The sequence below is a fragment of the Caulobacter sp. X genome (genome assembly GCF_002742635.1).
Taxonomy (GTDB): Bacteria; Pseudomonadota; Alphaproteobacteria; order Caulobacterales; family Caulobacteraceae; genus Caulobacter.
The window spans coordinates 2,382,886-2,399,177 of sequence record NZ_PEGF01000001.1; the positions used below are offsets into that span (position 1 = coordinate 2,382,886).

The window sequence follows — 16,292 nt, forward strand, 5'->3', positions numbered from 1 at the left end:
CGCTCAGGTGAGTTGGAAGACCCGCACCGGATTGAGCCGCCCGGCGCGCATCTCGCACAGGGCCACCAGCCTGTCGCCGGACATGGCGGAAACGGTGCGATCGCCGGGCGGAAGCTCGGCTTTCAGCGTTTCAACCTGCCTTGGGAGCAGGACGATGGCGCGTCCCTGTGCAAGCCGGAAGGCGTCTTCATCGGTCACGGCCAACGCCGGGATGTCGTCCAGCGCGGTCTCGACCGGAAGCAATGCCTCCGACAGCCGGGCCTCATAGCTCAAATTCTCGAGAGTTTCCAGCGATATCGCCTCGGCCTCCGAGAAGCCGCCGACGCGGGTCCGGCGCAGGTCGGCCACGTGACCGCACGCGCCGAGCGCCTTGGCGAGGTCGCGGACCACGGCGCGGACGTAGGTGCCCTTGCCGCACTCCATCTCCAGCGTGATGTGATCGGCGTCCGGCTGGTCCACGACCTTGAGGTCGAAGATCGTCACCTTGCGGGTCGGCAGCTCGAACTCGACCCCGTCGCGGGCCAGGTCATAGGCGCGCTCGCCGTCGACCTTGATGGCCGAGAAGTTCGGCGGGACCTGGTCGACCTCGCCGATGAAGGCCGGCAACGCCGCCTCGACCTGCTCGCGGGTCGGGCGCACGTCTGACGACGCGGTCGTCTCGCCTTCGCGATCGAGGGTGGTGGTGTCGCGGCCCCAGGCGATCGTGAAGCGATAGGCCTTGTCGGCGTCCATCAGGAACGGGACGGTCTTGGTCGCCTCGCCCAGCGCGATCGGCAGGATGCCGGTGGCCAGCGGATCCAGCGTGCCGGCGTGGCCGCCCTTCTGGGCGTTGAACGCGCGGCGCACCCGGGAGACGGCCGTGGTCGAGGTCAGGTCGTAGGGCTTGTCCAGGCAGATCCAGCCCGAGACGGCGTCGCCCTTCTTGCGGCGCGCCATGCTTAGTCCTCGTCTTCGTCGAGGACGTCCGAGAGGCGACGCGTATCCTGCTGAACGCGCGGGTCCAGGAACAGCTTGTCCATATAGGCGGCGGTCCCGAAGCTCTCGTCGTGGATGAACTTCAGATCCGGCGTGAACTTCATGTCGATGCTGCGGCCCAGGCGGCCGCGCAGGAACTTCGAGACCCGGTTCAGGCCCTTGATCACCTCGGTTGTGTCCTCGCCGGTCAGGCCCGCGCCCAGCGGCTCGACGAAGCAGACCGCGTGCTTGAGGTCCGGGCTCATCCGCACCTCGGAGACGGTGACCGAGATGTTGTGCAGCGCCTCGTCCTGCAGCTCCTCCTCGCGGAGGATCTCCACGAGAGCGTGGCGGATCAGTTCGCCGGCGCGGAGTTGGCGTTGCGAGGGGCCGGCGGCGGCGCCCTTCTTGGTGTCGGCATGGCGCTTCATGGCGCGATCGTCCTTGCGGCCCGGCCGGCGGGTCGAACGCCGGTGCGCGGGGAAAATCGGAAGGCGCGGTGTCTAGGCCTGTCGAGGGCGGAAGTCCAGCACGGCATTCTTCTCCCCCTGCGGGAGAAGGTGGCCCAAAGGGCCGGATGAGGGGTCGCGCCGGCTCATTCGGACAGGCCCTTCAACCCCTCACCCGTCTCGCTTCGCGAGCCACCCTCTCCCGCAGGGGGGAGAGGGGATTAAGCTCCCGTTCTCTCCCGGAAGAACGCGATCACCCGATCGCGGGCCTTCATCGTTCCGCAGTCGGGAATCGAGCGATGCAAGTGCAGGGTCAGCACCGAGTGCGGCGCCATCGGCACGCCGGGCGCGGCGTCGTGGTCTTCCAGCTCGATGACCTCGACCTTGTCGCCGAACTCGGCCTTCAGGCGGGCGATGCGGGCGTCGGGCACCAGCTTGTCGGACTTAAAGCGCATGGCGATCAGCGACAGGTCCTCGTCCCTGAACCGACGCTTGGCGCAGGCCAGTTCGTCGGCCGAGCAGTCGAGACCGCCCCGCTCGGCGAACGGCAGAGACGGCTGGGACATGACCGGCGCCACGACGGCCGGCTCGGTCATCATCGCCAGAGCGAAGCCGCCCGTGAAGCACATGCCCACCGCCCCGACGCCCTTGCCGCCGCACTCGGCGTGGACCTCGCGCGCCAGGGCCCGCAGCCAGTCGACGATCGGGCTGGAGCGGCCGCCTTTCCAGACGCTGAACTCGCGGCGCACGCACATGTTCTTGAGGATCTCGAGGGCCGCATAGCCCTGGGTCACGATCTTGCCAGGCTTGCCGAACAGGCTGGGGCAGAAGGCGGTCATGCCCGCGTCCGCCAGGTCGCGGGCGAAGGCCAGGACGCCGGGATGCAGGCCGGGGACCTCGTGGATGACGATCACGGCCGGCCCCTCGCCGATGCGATAGACCTCGCGCGTCCAGCGGCCGTCGTCGAAGTCGAAGCGCTCGAACCCCGCCAGCGGATCGTTCGGCATCGTGTCGCCCTCCCTGCCCCGCTCGAAGGCTAGACTGGAATGCGCCTGGACGGCCAGATCAGTTCGACGTGTCGGGATGCTGGGGGTTGTCGGTCCAGTCCTGCATCGGGTCGGGGGCGCGCCCCTTGGGCAGGCGCCACTCGCCGCGATAGGAGAAGTCCAGCGTGCCGCACAGACGCGCCTTGCCGGCCGCCTTGGGATCATCGCCGAACGCCTGGATGCGCAGGTCTCGCCGGACCACGATGGTGCTGAACGACAGCCAAAGCCGCGTCGAACCGGGACAGAAGGCCCGAACATAGATCTTGCCCTGGGCCGCGCTGGCGTCGACCTCGTAGAGCATGACGTCGGTGTCGACGCCTTCAATGCCGCCGAGACCGCCCGGACCGAGGTCCTTCTGGCGGCCATCCTTCAGCCGCGCCTCGGCCGGGACGCCAGTGGCCAGCACCTTGATCGGTCGCCCGCCGCCCAGCAGGCCCTGGTTGAACAGGATGGTCACCCCGGCGCCCGTCAGCCGCTTGGCGTCCGGCGAGATCGGGTCGTATGAGAACATCCGCGTCTCGGCGTGGGCCGCCGAGGCCGACATCAGGATCAGGGCCGCCCCGGCCCAGCCGGCCTTGATCATCGCCGCAAATGCAGGTTCGCCGCCTGCGGGTCAAAGCCGGTCAGGCGCCAGGTCGCGCCCTCGCGCGTGAAGGTCAGCAGGCAGGGCCCGTCCTTCTTGGCCGCGCAGACCCGACCGTCGCCCACGGGCCGCAGGGCGCTGGCGATCGCGACCCGACCCGGGATCGGGCGGTCGGGCGTATAGCCGTAATAGGTCGCCGCCGCGTGAAAGGTCTCGGGCCGGATCAGGGCCTCGCCCGCAACGTCGGCGATCGGCCCCGCCGCCAGGGCGGTCAGGGCGGCGACGGCGTCGCTGGACCCGCCGCGCCGACGCGCCTCGTCCATCAGCCTGGCCTCGATCTGCCCCTTCAGGGCCCGGCGGTCGACATGGGCGTCGAACCGCGCCCGGTCGTTGTCGCGGATCGCCACCAAGAGGTCGTGGACGTCGCCTGCGGCGTCATAGCGGTCGGCCGTGGCGCAGGCGGTCAAGGACACGGCGACGGCGGTCAGAGCAAGGAGGGCCTTGATACGCATGCCAAAGGCGTAGCGCCGGATTGGGGCGATTTCCAGTCTGCGACGACCGCCAAAAACAAAGGGCGCGGACCTTGCGATCCGCGCCCTTCGGCATTTCCGATCTCGCGACCAGCTCTAGTCGAGCTGGCGCTTGATCTCTTCGACGGTGAAGCACTCGATCACGTCGCCGACCTTGATGTCCTGGAAGCCGGCGAACATCATGCCGCATTCCTGGCCGACGGGGACTTCGTTGACCTCGTCCTTGAAGCGCTTGAGGGTCTGCAGGGTGCCCAGTTCCAGGACCACGATGTCCTGACGGACGATCCGGACCTTGGCGCCCTTGCGGACCACGCCCTCGGTGACCTTACAGCCGGCGACCTTGCCGACCTTGCTGATGTCGAAGGCCTGCAGGACCTCGGCGTTGCCGAGGAAGGTTTCGCGCTGGATCGGGGCCAGCATGCCCGAGAGCACGCCTTTGATGTCGTCCAGCAGGTCGTAGATGATCGCGTAGTAGCGGATCTCGACCCCTTCGCGTTCGGCCAGGGCGCGCGCCTGGGCCGAGGCCCGGACGTTGAAGCCGATGACTGGCGCGCCAGCGCCCTTGGCCAGCATGACGTCGCTTTCGCTGATCGCGCCGGCGCCCGACAGGATGATCCGCGCGCGGACCTCGTCGGTCGACATCTTGTCCAGCGAACCGATGATCGCTTCGGCCGAGCCCTGCACGTCGGCCTTGATGACCAGCGGCAGTTCTTTCAGCTTCTTGTCCTGCAGCTTGGCCATCATGTCGGCCATCGAGGCGCCGGCGCCCACGGGGGCCATCGACTTCTCGCGCTTCTGGCGGATGCGGTATTCGGTCAGCTCGCGAGCGCGAGCCTCGTTCTCGACCACGGCGAAGGCTTCGCCCGGCGAGGGCACGCCGTCCAGGCCGAGGATCTCGACCGGAGTGGCGGGGCCCGCTTCCTGAAGCTGCTCGTTACGCTCGTTGAGGAGCGCGCGAACGCGACCGAACTGGGCGCCGGCGACGACGATGTCGCCGCGCTTCAGCGTGCCGCGGTTGACCAGGACGGTCGAGACGGCGCCGCGGCCCTTGTCCAGCTTGGCCTCGATCACCACGCCATCGGCGGTGCGGTCGGGGTTGGCCTTCAGGTCGAGGACTTCGGCTTGCAGCAGGATCGCTTCCAGCAGCTCGTCGAGGCCGGTGCGGGCCTTGGCCGAGACCTCGATCAGCTGGGTGTCGCCACCCAGGCTTTCGACGACGATCTCGTGCTGCAGCAGCTCGTTGACCACGCGGGTGGAGTCCGCGCCCGGCTTGTCCATCTTGTTGACGGCGACGATGATCGGCACCTCGGCGGCCTTGGCGTGTTTGATCGCCTCGATCGTCTGGGGCATCACGCCGTCGTCGCCGGCCACCACCAGCACCACGATGTCGGTGATGTTGGCGCCGCGAGCGCGCATCTGCGAGAAGGCGGCGTGGCCGGGCGTGTCGAGGAACGTCACGCGCTGGCCGTCCTTCAGGCGAACCTGATAGGCGCCGATGTGCTGGGTGATGCCGCCGGCTTCGCCCGCCGCCACATCCGTGGAGCGCAGCGCGTCAAGCAGGCTGGTCTTGCCGTGGTCGACGTGACCCATGATCGTGACGACCGGGGGCCGGGGCTCCATGTGGTCGTCGTGATCGTCGGCGCCGATGAAGCCCTCTTCGACGTCGGCTTCCGACACGCGCTTGACGGTGTGGCCGAACTCGGTGGCCACTAGCTCGGCGGTGTCGTTGTCGATGACATCGTTGATCTTCAGCATCACGCCCTGACGCATCAGGAACTTGATGATGTCGACGCCACGCACGGCCATCCGGTTGGACAGCTCCTGCACGGTGATGACGTCCGGGATTACGACCTCGCGCGAAACGCGGGCCTGTTCGGTCACGCCGCCGCGGCGCTTTTCCTTTTCGCGCTCCCGGGCCCGGCGAACCGAGGCGAGCGAACGCATGCGGTCGGCGGAATCCCCGTCGCCGGCGACGGCCTGGATGGTCAGGCGGCCTTCGCGGCGCTGAGGCGCGCCCTTGACGCGCGAGACGGCCTTGTTCGGCGCGGCGCTCTTGCGACGATCATCGTCCTCGTCGGGACGGCGATCCATGACGCTGCCGCCGGGGCGCGGAGCCGAGCGCGTGGCGCGCTGGATTTCCGGCGTGGCGGGAGCCGAGGCCGGAACGCCAGGACGCGGACCGCGCGGCGGACCGCCGGGGCCGCGAGCGCCCGGCGCCGGACGCGGCGCGAGGGCCGAGTAGCGGACAGTCTGCTGCGGGCGGTCGCCCTGCGGACGATCGCCTTGCGGACGGTCGCCGCGATAGCCGCCGCGATCGCCTTGCGGACGATCACCGTCGGGGCGCGGACCGCGCGGGCGGTCGCCTTCCGGACGCGGCGCGCGCTGGCCGAAGTTGGCGCCGGCGTCGGGACGCGGGGCGCGCTGATTGAACGGGCGGTCGCCTTGCGGAGCCGGACGATAGGTCGTCGTGGTCGGACGATCGTCGCGACGGTCGCGGCTGGGCTCGTAGGTGCGGGTCTGGCCCTGAGCCGGACGCGGAGCGTCCTGGCGCGGCGCTTCGGCGCGCGGCGCGGTCGGCGCGGCGCTGACCGGAGCCGGAGCCGGAGCGACCGGAGCCTGGGGCGCCGGAGCCGCGGGGGCCGCAGCGACCGGCGGCGGAGCAACGGGCTGAGCCGGGGCCGGGGCCGGGGCCGAGGCGGCGCGGGCCGCTTCCTGGGCCGCGCGCTCGGCGGCGGCCTTGGCGGCCGCTTCGCGTTGAGCGGCTTCCTGAGCCTGACGAGCGCGGGCCTCGGCGGCCGCCTGCTCGGCGGCGCGGGCCTGGGCGCTCTCGATGGCGCGCTGACGCGCGCGCAGCTCCTCCTGCGACAGGCCGCCGGTCGAACCGCCGCCGCCACCGCCTTGCGGCGGGGCCGAGCGCGGCGCCGGGGCGTCCGTTGTCTGGCGACGTTCCGCCGAAGACGGCGCGGCGAGATTGCCGCCCGCGGGCGCGTGGGGACGCGTCCGCTTGGTTTCCACCACCACCGTCTTGGTCCGGCCGTGGCTGAAGCTTTGCTTCACGACCCCGGCGCTCACCGAGCCCTGGCGGGGCTTCAGCGTGATCGGGGCTCGTCCGCCGGGTCGGCCGTTTTCGTTCTCGTCGCTCATGCGCTCGCTTGTACTTCCGCCAGGCGGTACCTGGCTAAAAAACCGATGTTTCCATGTGAGAAAGGGGCCTGGACGTACCCCCAAAAGGAGGCGCGTTTCCCGACCCTTCACTCACGAGCGCGACCCGAATAGCCGCGCCCGACTTCAAAGATTCTAGAGCTTTTCCATTCCACCGGAGAGCTCCGGTGAGATGCAAAAGCCCTAGAGCCTGTCTTGATCGGCGCGCCGATCAAGGCGACAGGCTGGCCTCTGTCCTTAGAGGTCTTCTTGACCGCCGAAGGCGGAAGACCTCTAGCCTTCCCCGCGTCCGTTCACCGACCATTCGGGCGGCGAAAGCGGGCGGAAGCCTGACAAACGCTCGACATCCTGTGTCCAGCGATCGATGCCGCGCCCGGCAAGGAGAGCGGTGTGTATCACATTCTCCCCGCCCAAGGCCAAACCCAATTCGTCTGAATTGAACGCGCCCAGCAAACGGGGCGCTACGGCGGCCCTGCGAGCGGCGGCTAGAATCTTGCGGCGACCGTCCTCGGCGCCGTCCGACGCCTCGATCAGCCAGGCGACCTTGCCCGTAGCCAGGGCGGCGACCACCTTCTCGTAACCCGAGATAATGCCGCCCGCCTTCCGCGCAAGGCCCAGGCCGTCCAGAACGCGGCGGGCCAACAGCGCCTCGACCTGATCGGCGAGATCCGGCGCGGCGGTCAGCTTGGCCTTGGCCGCGCGGGAGAAGAGGCCCTTCTTCGCGGCGGCCGTAACGGAGTCGCGGTCAGCGCCGACCCAGATCCCGCGCCCCGGCAGCTTGCGCGCCAGGTCCGGGACCACCGCCCCGTCAGGCCCAGCCACGAAGCGGATCAGGCGCGCCTCGTCGGTCGCCTCGCCCAGGACGATGTCCTTGCGCTGGCGGCTAGCTTCGGCGTGGGTCTTGGGCGGTTGGTCCGTCATGATCCTCAAACAGCGAACGGCCTCGCGGATCGCTCCACGAGGCCGTCGTTTCAAACTCCGAAGAGGCTTAAGCCTCTTCTTCCGAGACGGCTTCCTCGGCGACAGCCTCTTCGGCCTCGCCATCGAATTCGCCCTCGGCTTCTTCGTATTCCGGCTCCGGCGGCGCCTCGACCCAGCCCATGGCGACGCGAGCGCGCATGATCAGCGCCTCGGCGTCTTCCGGCGACAGGTTGAAGCTTTCCAGGATGCCCGGCTCGCGCACGCGCTCGCCGTTCTTGCTCTCGAACCAGCCGCGCATGTCGTCCGGCACCAGGCCGGCGAGATCCTCGACCGTCTTCACGTCGCCTTCGCCCAGGGCGACCGCCATGGCCAGGGTCACGCCCTCGATGGCCAGGACCTCGTCCTCGACGCCCAGAGCCTTGCGCTTGGCGTCAAGCTCGGCGGCTTCCTTTTCCAGGAATTCGCGAGCGCGGGCCTGCAGCTCCTCGGCGGTTTCCTCGTCGAAGCCCTCGATCGCGGCGATCTCGTGCGGCTCGACATAGGCGACGTCTTCCACCGCGGCGAAGCCTTCGGTGACCAGCAGCTGGGCGATGACTTCGTCGACGTCCAGGGCTTCCTGGAACAGGGCCGTGCGCTCGGCGAACTCGCGCTGACGGCGCTCGCTCTCCTGGCTTTCGGTCATGATGTCGATCTGCCAGCCGGTCAGCTGCGAAGCCAGGCGGACGTTCTGGCCGCGACGGCCGATGGCCAGCGACAGCTGCTCGTCCGGCACCACGACTTCGACGCGCTCGTCTTCCTCGTCCATGACGACCTTGGAGACTTCGGCCGGGGCCAGAGCGTTGACGATGAAGGTGGCTTCGTCTTCCGACCACTGGATGATGTCGATCTTCTCGCCCTGCAGCTCGGCCACGACCGCCTGCACGCGCGAGCCGCGCATGCCGACGCAGGCGCCGACGGGGTCAATGCTCGAATCGTTCGAGATGACGGCCATCTTGGCGCGCGAGCCCGGGTCGCGGGCCACGGCGCGGATCTCGATGACGCCGTCGTAGACCTCCGGCACTTCCTGGGCGAACAGCTTGGCCATGAAGCCGCCGTGCGCGCGGCTCAGCATGATCTGCGGGCCCTTGGTCTCGCGACGGACGTCGTAGATGTAGGCGCGGATGCGGTCGCCGACGTTGAAGTTCTCGCGCGGGATCGACTGGTCGCGGCGCATGATGCCTTCGCCGCGGCCCAGGTCGACGATGACGTTGCCGTATTCGACGCGCTTGACGCTGCCGTTGACGATCTCGCCGACGCGATCCTTGTACTCGTCGTACTGGCGCTCGCGCTCGGCCTCGCGGACCTTATGCATGACGACCTGGCGGGCCATCTGGGTCTGGACGCGGCCGATCTCGAACGGCGGCAGGGCTTCTTCGTAGACCTTGCCGATCTCGGCGTCGCGCCAGGTGCGCTTGGCGATGGCCAGCGGCATCTTGCCGATCTCGCCTTCCAACTCGGCGTCGTCGGCGACGACCTCGATCACGCGCTTCTGCGTCGTTTCGCCCGTGCGCGGGTCGATCTTGACGCGGATGTCGTGCTCGGCGCCGTAGCGGGCGCGGGCGGCCTTCTGCAGGGCGTCCTCGATGGCCTCGATGACGACTTCCTTTTCGATGCCCTTTTCCCGGGCGACCGCGTCGGCGATCTGCAGGAGTTCAAGCCGGTTGGCGGCGATGCCGATGGCCATGGTCAGTCCTCTTCACTTTCGGACAGGTCGTCGTTGTCGGATTGGAGACGGGCGGCGCGCTGCTTGGCGCCCCGCTCCATCAGGGTGTCGGTCATGACGAGCTTGGCGTCGATGATCCAGGCGAAGGGGAAGTAGACGGTGACGTCGTCCTCGCCCTCGATATTGAGACCGACCTGGTCGTCCTCGATCCCGGCCAGCTCGCCCTTGAAGCGCTTGCGGCCCTCGGCCACGCGGTCGAGCTCGATGCGGGCCTCAAGGCCGGCATAGTCCTCGAAGTCCTTCAGGCGGGTCAGCGGGCGGTCGACGCCGGGGCTGGACACCTCCAGCGTATATTCGCCGGCGATCGGATCGGCCGCGTCCATCACTTCCGAGATCGCGCGCGACAGGCGGGCGCAGTCCTCGACGTTCATGTCGCCGCCCGTGCCGTCTTCCAGCAGCGGATGCTCGGCCATGATCTGCAGACGGCGCTGCTCGGCGCCGCCCATCAGACGCAGCCGGACGATCTCGTAGCCGAGGCTCTCGGCGACGGGATCGAGCATTTCGATCAGCTCTCGGTCTTCCTGCGTCTTACCGCGCACGTGTCTCTCGAACTCTTCGCCGGTCGCCGACCGGCCAAACAAAAAGCGGCAGCCTTTCGGGCCGCCGCTCGAAAGCGCCATCTAGCGCTAACGGACGATGTGGGATGGTTTATAGGCGAATTGGGGAGGCTTGTCGACTCCGACGACGCTCGGCCCTTCCGCGCCGCAGCAATTTCGGCCTATAAGCCCGTCCGCGCAGGCCGCCTCCTCGCGGACCTCAAATATTCAAAGAGTCACAATGGACCTCTCCAAGATTCCGACCGGCGCGAACCCGCCCTACGATCTGAACGCCATCATCGAGATCCCGCAGGGCGGCGAGCCGGTGAAGTACGAGATCGACAAGGAGAGCGGCGCCCTGATGGTCGACCGCTTCCTGCACACGGCGATGTTCTACCCGGCCAACTACGGCTTCATTCCGCACACCCTGGCCGATGACGGCGACCCGGCCGACATCATGGTCGTGGGCCCGACCCCGGTGGTGCCCGGCGCGATCATCCGCTGCCGCCCGATCGGCACCCTGATGATGGTCGACGAGGCCGGTTCGGACGAGAAGATCCTGGCCGTGCCGGTCGACAAGCTGCACCCATTTTATACGGGCGTCTCCAGCTGGCGCGACCTGCCGACCATCCTGACCGAGCAGATCGCCCACTTCTTCCAGCACTACAAGGACCTGGAGAAGGGCAAGTCGACCAAGATCACCGGCTGGGCCGATATCGACGAAACCGCCGACATCATCCGCGCGGCGATCAAGCGTTACAACGAGACCTACTGATACGAATAAGGCCGGCGCCCAGCGCCGGCCTTTCTTCCTTCAGGCCCTGACGAAGTCCAGGAACACCGGCGCGCAGTCGCCCAGCTTCTTTTCCTCGTAGCGCGTGGTGACGTGGTCGGCCGGGATCGCGTTGCGGTCGGCCGCCTCATCGGCGAAGCGGAAGTTCGGATCGGCCAGCACCCGCTCGGTCGTCCATTCGGCGTAGTCGGCCCAGTCGGTGGCGAAGCGCAGGGCGGCGCCCGGCTTCATCACCCGCGCCAGCTTCGCGACGAACTCTGGCTGGATCAGCCGCCGCTTGTTGTGCCGCGCCTTGTGCCAGGGATCGGGGAACATGATGAAGACCCGGTCCAGGCACGCTTCGGGCAGCCAGTCGACGACATCGCGCGCATCGCCCTCGTGGATGCGGACATTCTCCAGCGCCTGCTCCTCGACGTGGCGCACCGCGCTGGCGACGCCGTTCACGAACGGCTCGGCGCCGATGACCAGCGTCTCGGGATGGCGGCCCGCCTGGGCGGCCATGTGCTCGCCCCCGCCAAAGCCTATCTCCAGCCAGACCGACTTGGCCTCCGGCATCAGGTCCAACGGTTGGAAGGGCCACTGCGGGACGGCGATCCTCGGCAGCAGGGTGTCCAGCAGCGCCTGCTGGCGCGGCTTCACCGGGCGCGACTTCAGCCGGCCGAACGAGCGCAGCGGCCCGTGGGGTTGTTGAGGATTGGTCATGGGCGGGGGTCTTAGAACTTTTGAGGGCGAAATGAAAACGGGCTCCGACCCGGCTGGATCGGAGCCCGTTCACAGACGATGGGGCTGAGGCTTACGCCAGACCCTTCAGCTCGCTGACGAGATCGGTCTTCTCCCACGAGAAGCCGCCTTCGTTGTCCGGCGTGCGGCCGAAGTGGCCGTAGGCGGCGGTGCGGGCGTAGATCGGACGGTTCAGCTGCAGGTGCTCGCGGATGGCGCGGGGCGTGGCGCCGCCGATCAGCTGCGGCAGGGTCTTTTCCAGCACAGCCGGATCCACCTTGCCCGTGCCGTGCAGGTCGACGTGGAACGAGACCGGCTGGGCCACGCCGATGGCGTAGGCGATCTGGATCGTGCAGCGGTCGGCCAGGCCCGCGGCCACCACGTTCTTGGCCAGGTAGCGGCAGGCGTATGCGGCCGAGCGGTCGACCTTGGTCGGGTCCTTGCCCGAGAAGGCGCCGCCGCCGTGCGGGGCCGCGCCGCCGTAGGTGTCGACGATGATCTTGCGGCCGGTCAGGCCGGCGTCGCCATCCGGACCGCCGATCTCGAAGCGGCCGGTCGGATTGACCAGCCACTGGGTCTTCTTGGTGATCAGGCCGTCCGGGAAGATCGGCAAGATGTGCGGCTTGATCAGGTCGAGCACACGCTTGGAGGTCGCGGCCTTGCCGTCGATCTTCTTCTTGTGCTGGTGCGACACGACGATCGAGACGACGCGCTGCGGGCGGCCGGCGCCGTCGTATTCCAGGGTCACCTGGCTCTTGGCGTCCGGCTCCAGCTCGGAGAGCTCGCCCGAGTGGCGCAGTTCGGCCAGGCGCTTGAGGATGTTGTGGCTGTACTGCAGGGTCGCCGGCATCAGCTCCGGGGTCTCGGTGCTGGCGTAGCCGAACATGATGCCCTGGTCGCCGGCGCCCTCGTCCTTCTTGTCGGTGGCGTCCACGCCCTGGGCGATGTGCGCCGACTGGCCGTGCAGGTAGTTGGCGTACTTCGCCTTCTGCCAGTGGAAGCCCTTCTGCTCGTAGCCGATGTCCTTGATGGCTTCGCGGACCTTCGGCTCCAGCGAATGGAGGATGTCCTTGGTCAGCTGCTTGTTGGTCTTCTTGTCGCCGCCCGGCTTGCCGGCGCGGACTTCGCCCGCCAGCACGATGCGGTTGGTGGTCACCAGGGTCTCGCAGGCGACGCGGGCCTCGGGATCCACGCTCAGGAAGGCGTCGACGACGGTGTCGCTGATGCGATCGGCGACCTTGTCGGGATGGCCTTCGGAAACGCTCTCGCTGGTGAAGATGTAGGACGAACGGGTCAAGAGACAGCTCCGGCCATGGGAGGCGCGCGGACGCACGCGCGCCATTTCGGCGTTCAGTTAGACCGGAACCATATAAAGATATGTTTATGCGGGCAAGCGAACCTGACGATCAATCGTCTTCGCTGGCCTCCTCTTCGGCCATCGACCGGACCAGTTCGAGAATCCGTCGGCGAACCCTGGACCGCGTGATGCGCGGAAATTGGGTCGCCAGCTCAAGCCCCTCGGAGGTCATCAGGAAATCGTGAACGAACGGCTCTCCGCCTTCCGACACGCCGTCGGCCGTCGATTCCAAGCCCTCGAAGAAATAGGCGACCGGTGCCTGCAGGCTTTTGGCGATCTCATAGAGCTTGCTGGCGCTGACCCGGTTCGCGCCGCGCTCGTACTTCTGGATCTGCTGGAAGGTGAGGCCCAGGTCCTCGGCGAGACGCTCCTGGCTCACGCCAAGAATCTTGCGACGCATTCGAATGCGCGCACCCACGTGCAGATCGACCGGATTGGGATGGCGTTCGGCGCCCGACAAATCGCTCATGCCCACGCTTGATAGCTGAAATTGCGGTTTTAATTCAGCCCGAGTCTTTCGATGGCGCAATAGTCCACAAGGATTTACCTGCTCGTAGGCGAACTGACGCAACCATAGATATCAGTAGAAGCACGCAAAAGGGGAATTCCCCGAAGTTATCGAAGGGCGTGACCTGGCCTCGGCCTGGTATTTGCGCATCGATGACTCCGTGTTGTCCTAGCCCGAGGCGCGCACCGTCCGCAACTTGACCATTTGCACGTATGACAGCGCTAACACCCGTCGGCGTGGCCCTGAGAATGGGCGTGGCGCGCTCGATCGCGCGATAGCTGGCCAGGTTCAGATGCTGAAGGGGGCCGGACGTCACGCCGAACCAGGCGTCGTTCGAGATGTTGATCAGCACCCGGACGTCGTTGTTTTTCTTCGCCAATCCCGGAAAGAGGCTCTCGTAGCAGATTAGCGGCTGCGTCAGCAGGTCGGGCGATACTCGCAACGGAGCGGGACGCGGCCCCGTGGCGAAACCATCCCCAAGATGGGCCAAGCTCTTAAACCCAATTTGGGTAAGAAACGCCTCCGCGGGCAAGTATTCGCCGAACGGCACCAGCCGGTGCTTGTCATAGACGCCGACGAGCGCGAGGTCGGTGTCGGTCCGGCGCAGAACGATCAGGCTGTTGTAATAGACCGGCTTCTCGATCGGGCCTTCGTAACGATAGCCTCCGATCAGCAGGGTCTGGCCGGGCTGGACGCTGTCGAGAATGGCTTGGCGCACCCAGGTTCCCGGCGCGAGATAGTCGTTGACCGCCGCCGGCAGGGCGCCTTCGGGCCAGATCACCAGGTCGGCGGGCTTACCCGCATAGGGCTGGGCGGTGAGCGAGACATAAGCCTGAACGATCTGAGCGAAGCGGCCCGCGTCCCACTTGGCGTCCTGCTGGATATCCGCCTGGACGATCCGGACCGAAACCGGCGGCTCCTGGCGCTCGGGCCTGTGCAGAGCCGCGACGCCATACCCATAGAGCCCGGCCAGCCCCACGACCGCCGAGGCCAGGGCGATCCGGCCGCCGCGCCTGTCGCGCCACACCGCCGGGGCCGCGACGATCGCCAGGGTGATCCAGGTCAGGCCGTAGGCGCCGACGAGGGCGGCGGCCTGGGACGGCGCGGAGCCCGCGCGCCAAGTCTCGCCCGGCAGGTTCCACGGAAAGCCGGTCAGGACATGGCCGCGCGTCCATTCCAGGGCCGCCAACGCGCCGGCGAAGGTCAGGACCCGCCAGGCGCTCGCCGGACGCAGAAGCCTATAGACCAGCCCCGCCAAGCCCCAGAACAGCGCCAGGCCGGCCGCCATGGCGGCGATCGCGAACGGGGCCATCCAGCCCTGGTTCGCCGCGTCGACCAGGAAGGCCTCGCCGATCCACCAGGTGCCGAGCCCGAAATAGCCCACGCCCGCCAGCCACCCGCGCCAGAAGGCCGAGCGCAGCGGCTTGGCCTCGTCGACCACATCCAACAGGCGGAGCAGCAGCGCGTAGCCCAGCAGGCCAGGCAAAAGACCGAACGGCGGATGCGCCAGCGCCGCCGCGAGACCGGCGGCCAGGGCCAGCAACGGCCCGCTCCAGGCGCGCCGACGAAAACGACTCCAGGCGGTCACGAAGCGCCGAGGTCCTCGGAAACCGTCTCGGCCTCCTCCGCTTGCGGCGCTGGACCGCCGCGCACGCGTACGCGGCGCACGCGTCGGGGATCGGCCTCGACCACCTCGAACTCATAGCCGTCGGGATGGGCGATCACTTCGCCCCTTTGCGGCACGCGGCCGGCCAGGGCGACGACCAGGCCCGCGACCGTGTCGATGTCCTCTTCCATGTCGGAGGGCGCCAGCTCGCGGCCTAGGGCGGCCTCCAGTTCCTCGAGGGGCGCGCGGGCGTCGGCGTCATAAACCCCGCCGGGACGCGCCACGATCGACGCGGCCGCGGCGTCGTCATGCTCGTCGTCGATCTCGCCGACCACCGCCTCGATCAGGTCTTCCATGGTCACCAAGCCGTCCGTGCCCCCGAACTCGTCGATGACCAGGGCCATGTGAATCCGGCTGGTGCGCATGCGCAGCAGGAGATCCGCGGCCTTCATCGAGGCGGGCACGTACAACGCCTCACGGCGCAGCTTGTTCAGTACAAGGTCGGCGCCGCCGGGGCGCTTCTCGTCCTCGGCCATCAGCCGGAACACGTCCTTGACGTGGATGACGCCCACGGGGTCGTCCAACGTCTCGCGGTAGATCGGCATCCGCGAATGGCCAGCCTCGACGAACTGGGCGACCAGGGCCTCGAAGGGCGTGGAAAGCTCGACGGCGACGATGTCGGCGCGCGGCGTCATCACGTCAGCGACGCGAAGGGTCTGGAAGGCCTCGGCCTGGTCGACGATGTCGACCTCGCCGGTCTGGGGCGGCGGCTCGGGCGGGCGTGGCGACTCGCCGCCGCCGACGGTCAGCCGCTTGCGCATACGTCTCAGGAACGCCCGCACGCCCCGGCTTCTTCGCGCCGGCGCGGCGGGCTGTTGACTAGGCTCGTCGCTGGGCATGGCCCCGGTCAGCGTCCCTCTTCGTCACTGGCGTAGGGGTCAGGAACGTCCAGCCCCGCCAGGATCTCGCGTTCGAGCGCCTCCATGGCTTCCGCCTCGTCGTCACGCTCGTGGTCATATCCTAGGAGATGTAGCACGCCATGCGCCACCAGATGTTGCAGGTGATGGGCCAGCGGCTTGCCCTGCTCCGCCGCTTCGCGCGCGCAGACGCCATAGGCCAAGGCGATGTCGCCGATCTGGCCTTCCGGATTGGGCGGTGACGGGAAGGACAGGACGTTGGTCGCATAGTCCTTCTGGCGGAAGTCGCGGTTCAGGGCCTGCACGCTGTCGTCGTCGGTCAGCAGGATCACGATCCCCTGCCCTTCGATGTCCTCATGCGCGTCCAGCACGGCCTGGGCGGCGCGCCAGACCAGGGCCTCGGCGTCCTCGGCCGCCGTCGTCCAGGCCTCGTCCTCGATCTCGATGT

General features: G+C 68.1%; 16 protein-coding genes. 1 reads left to right on the plus strand and 15 read right to left on the minus strand.

Annotated features, from left to right (window positions below; all coding sequences use genetic code 11):
• Positions 1–3: 3 nt before the first annotated feature.
• The 9 genes from truB to rimP form a co-directional block, all read right to left on the minus strand.
• Positions 4–936: a tRNA pseudouridine(55) synthase TruB gene (gene truB / locus CSW60_RS11045; protein ID WP_099537282.1), complete on the minus strand. Its 933-nt coding sequence runs from the start codon at positions 934–936 to the stop codon at positions 4–6.
• A 2-nt stretch (positions 937–938) separates the two neighbouring features.
• Entirely contained in the window at positions 939–1,385 is a 447-nt protein-coding gene (gene rbfA, locus CSW60_RS11050) for a 30S ribosome-binding factor RbfA (RefSeq protein WP_099537283.1), read from the minus strand.
• A gap of 239 nt (positions 1,386–1,624) precedes the next feature.
• Positions 1,625–2,410 (minus strand): dienelactone hydrolase family protein, encoded by a 786-nt coding sequence (locus CSW60_RS11055; protein WP_099537284.1) that lies wholly within the window; start codon positions 2,408–2,410, stop codon positions 1,625–1,627.
• Between the two features lie 58 nt (positions 2,411–2,468).
• Positions 2,469–3,032, minus strand: coding sequence for a hypothetical protein (locus tag CSW60_RS11060; protein ID WP_099537285.1), 564 nt, complete (start codon positions 3,030–3,032; stop codon positions 2,469–2,471).
• A complete protein-coding gene (locus CSW60_RS11065; protein WP_099537286.1) occupies positions 3,029–3,544 on the minus strand; it encodes a DUF2939 domain-containing protein in 516 nt (171 codons plus the stop codon). The genes CSW60_RS11060 and CSW60_RS11065 overlap by 4 nt, the downstream gene beginning before the upstream one ends.
• Before the next feature lie 114 nt (positions 3,545–3,658).
• Positions 3,659–6,706, minus strand: coding sequence for a translation initiation factor IF-2 (gene infB / locus CSW60_RS11070; protein WP_201723012.1), 3,048 nt, complete (start codon positions 6,704–6,706; stop codon positions 3,659–3,661).
• Between the two features lie 291 nt (positions 6,707–6,997).
• The gene (locus CSW60_RS11075; protein ID WP_099537288.1) at positions 6,998–7,645 is read right to left on the minus strand and encodes an RNA-binding protein; all 648 of its coding nucleotides are present in this window, start codon (positions 7,643–7,645) and stop codon (positions 6,998–7,000) included.
• A gap of 67 nt (positions 7,646–7,712) precedes the next feature.
• Entirely contained in the window at positions 7,713–9,368 is a 1,656-nt protein-coding gene (gene nusA, locus CSW60_RS11080) for a transcription termination factor NusA (protein WP_099537289.1), read from the minus strand.
• 2 nt (positions 9,369–9,370) lie between these two features.
• The gene (gene rimP / locus CSW60_RS11085; RefSeq protein ID WP_099537652.1) at positions 9,371–9,946 is read right to left on the minus strand and encodes a ribosome maturation factor RimP; all 576 of its coding nucleotides are present in this window, start codon (positions 9,944–9,946) and stop codon (positions 9,371–9,373) included.
• A 238-nt stretch (positions 9,947–10,184) separates the two neighbouring features.
• Between rimP and ppa the strand changes: the two genes are divergently transcribed.
• Positions 10,185–10,718: an inorganic diphosphatase gene (gene ppa / locus CSW60_RS11090; protein WP_099537290.1), complete on the plus strand. Its 534-nt coding sequence runs from the start codon at positions 10,185–10,187 to the stop codon at positions 10,716–10,718.
• Between the two features lie 39 nt (positions 10,719–10,757).
• Here ppa and trmB read toward each other — a convergent pair whose 3' ends face one another.
• The 6 genes from trmB to ybeY form a co-directional block, all read right to left on the minus strand.
• On the minus strand, positions 10,758–11,438 hold the full coding sequence (gene trmB / locus CSW60_RS11095) for a tRNA (guanosine(46)-N7)-methyltransferase TrmB (RefSeq protein ID WP_099537291.1): 681 nt from the start codon (positions 11,436–11,438) through the stop codon (positions 10,758–10,760).
• 91 nt (positions 11,439–11,529) lie between these two features.
• The gene (metK, locus tag CSW60_RS11100; RefSeq protein ID WP_099537292.1) at positions 11,530–12,753 is read right to left on the minus strand and encodes a methionine adenosyltransferase; all 1,224 of its coding nucleotides are present in this window, start codon (positions 12,751–12,753) and stop codon (positions 11,530–11,532) included.
• A 109-nt stretch (positions 12,754–12,862) separates the two neighbouring features.
• The gene (locus tag CSW60_RS11105) at positions 12,863–13,282 is read right to left on the minus strand and encodes a helix-turn-helix domain-containing protein (protein ID WP_099537293.1); all 420 of its coding nucleotides are present in this window, start codon (positions 13,280–13,282) and stop codon (positions 12,863–12,865) included.
• A 34-nt stretch (positions 13,283–13,316) separates the two neighbouring features.
• Entirely contained in the window at positions 13,317–14,909 is a 1,593-nt protein-coding gene (gene lnt, locus CSW60_RS11110) for an apolipoprotein N-acyltransferase (RefSeq protein WP_099537294.1), read from the minus strand.
• The gene (locus tag CSW60_RS11115; protein WP_099537295.1) at positions 14,906–15,826 is read right to left on the minus strand and encodes a hemolysin family protein; all 921 of its coding nucleotides are present in this window, start codon (positions 15,824–15,826) and stop codon (positions 14,906–14,908) included. The genes lnt and CSW60_RS11115 overlap by 4 nt, the downstream gene beginning before the upstream one ends.
• Before the next feature lie 8 nt (positions 15,827–15,834).
• On the minus strand, positions 15,835–16,290 hold the full coding sequence (ybeY, locus tag CSW60_RS11120) for an rRNA maturation RNase YbeY (RefSeq protein WP_201723042.1): 456 nt from the start codon (positions 16,288–16,290) through the stop codon (positions 15,835–15,837).
• Positions 16,291–16,292 lie beyond the last annotated feature (2 nt).

Excerpts from the sequence above, each read along its gene's own strand:
- truB (WP_099537282.1), bottom strand. The coding sequence starts at position 936 with ATGGCGCGCCGCAAGAAGGGCGACGCCGTCTCGGGCTGGATCTGCCTG.
- rbfA (WP_099537283.1), bottom strand. The coding sequence starts at position 1,385 with ATGAAGCGCCATGCCGACACCAAGAAGGGCGCCGCCGCCGGCCCCTCG.
- CSW60_RS11055 (WP_099537284.1), bottom strand. The coding sequence starts at position 2,410 with ATGCCGAACGATCCGCTGGCGGGGTTCGAGCGCTTCGACTTCGACGAC.
- CSW60_RS11060 (WP_099537285.1), bottom strand. The coding sequence starts at position 3,032 with ATGATCAAGGCCGGCTGGGCCGGGGCGGCCCTGATCCTGATGTCGGCC.
- CSW60_RS11065 (WP_099537286.1), bottom strand. The coding sequence starts at position 3,544 with ATGCGTATCAAGGCCCTCCTTGCTCTGACCGCCGTCGCCGTGTCCTTG.
- infB (WP_201723012.1), bottom strand. The coding sequence starts at position 6,706 with ATGAGCGACGAGAACGAAAACGGCCGACCCGGCGGACGAGCCCCGATC.
- CSW60_RS11075 (WP_099537288.1), bottom strand. The coding sequence starts at position 7,645 with ATGACGGACCAACCGCCCAAGACCCACGCCGAAGCTAGCCGCCAGCGC.
- nusA (WP_099537289.1), bottom strand. The coding sequence starts at position 9,368 with ATGGCCATCGGCATCGCCGCCAACCGGCTTGAACTCCTGCAGATCGCC.
- ppa (WP_099537290.1), top strand. The coding sequence starts at position 10,185 with ATGGACCTCTCCAAGATTCCGACCGGCGCGAACCCGCCCTACGATCTG.
- trmB (WP_099537291.1), bottom strand. The coding sequence starts at position 11,438 with ATGACCAATCCTCAACAACCCCACGGGCCGCTGCGCTCGTTCGGCCGG.
- CSW60_RS11105 (WP_099537293.1), bottom strand. The coding sequence starts at position 13,282 with ATGAGCGATTTGTCGGGCGCCGAACGCCATCCCAATCCGGTCGATCTG.
- CSW60_RS11115 (WP_099537295.1), bottom strand. The coding sequence starts at position 15,826 with ATGCCCAGCGACGAGCCTAGTCAACAGCCCGCCGCGCCGGCGCGAAGA.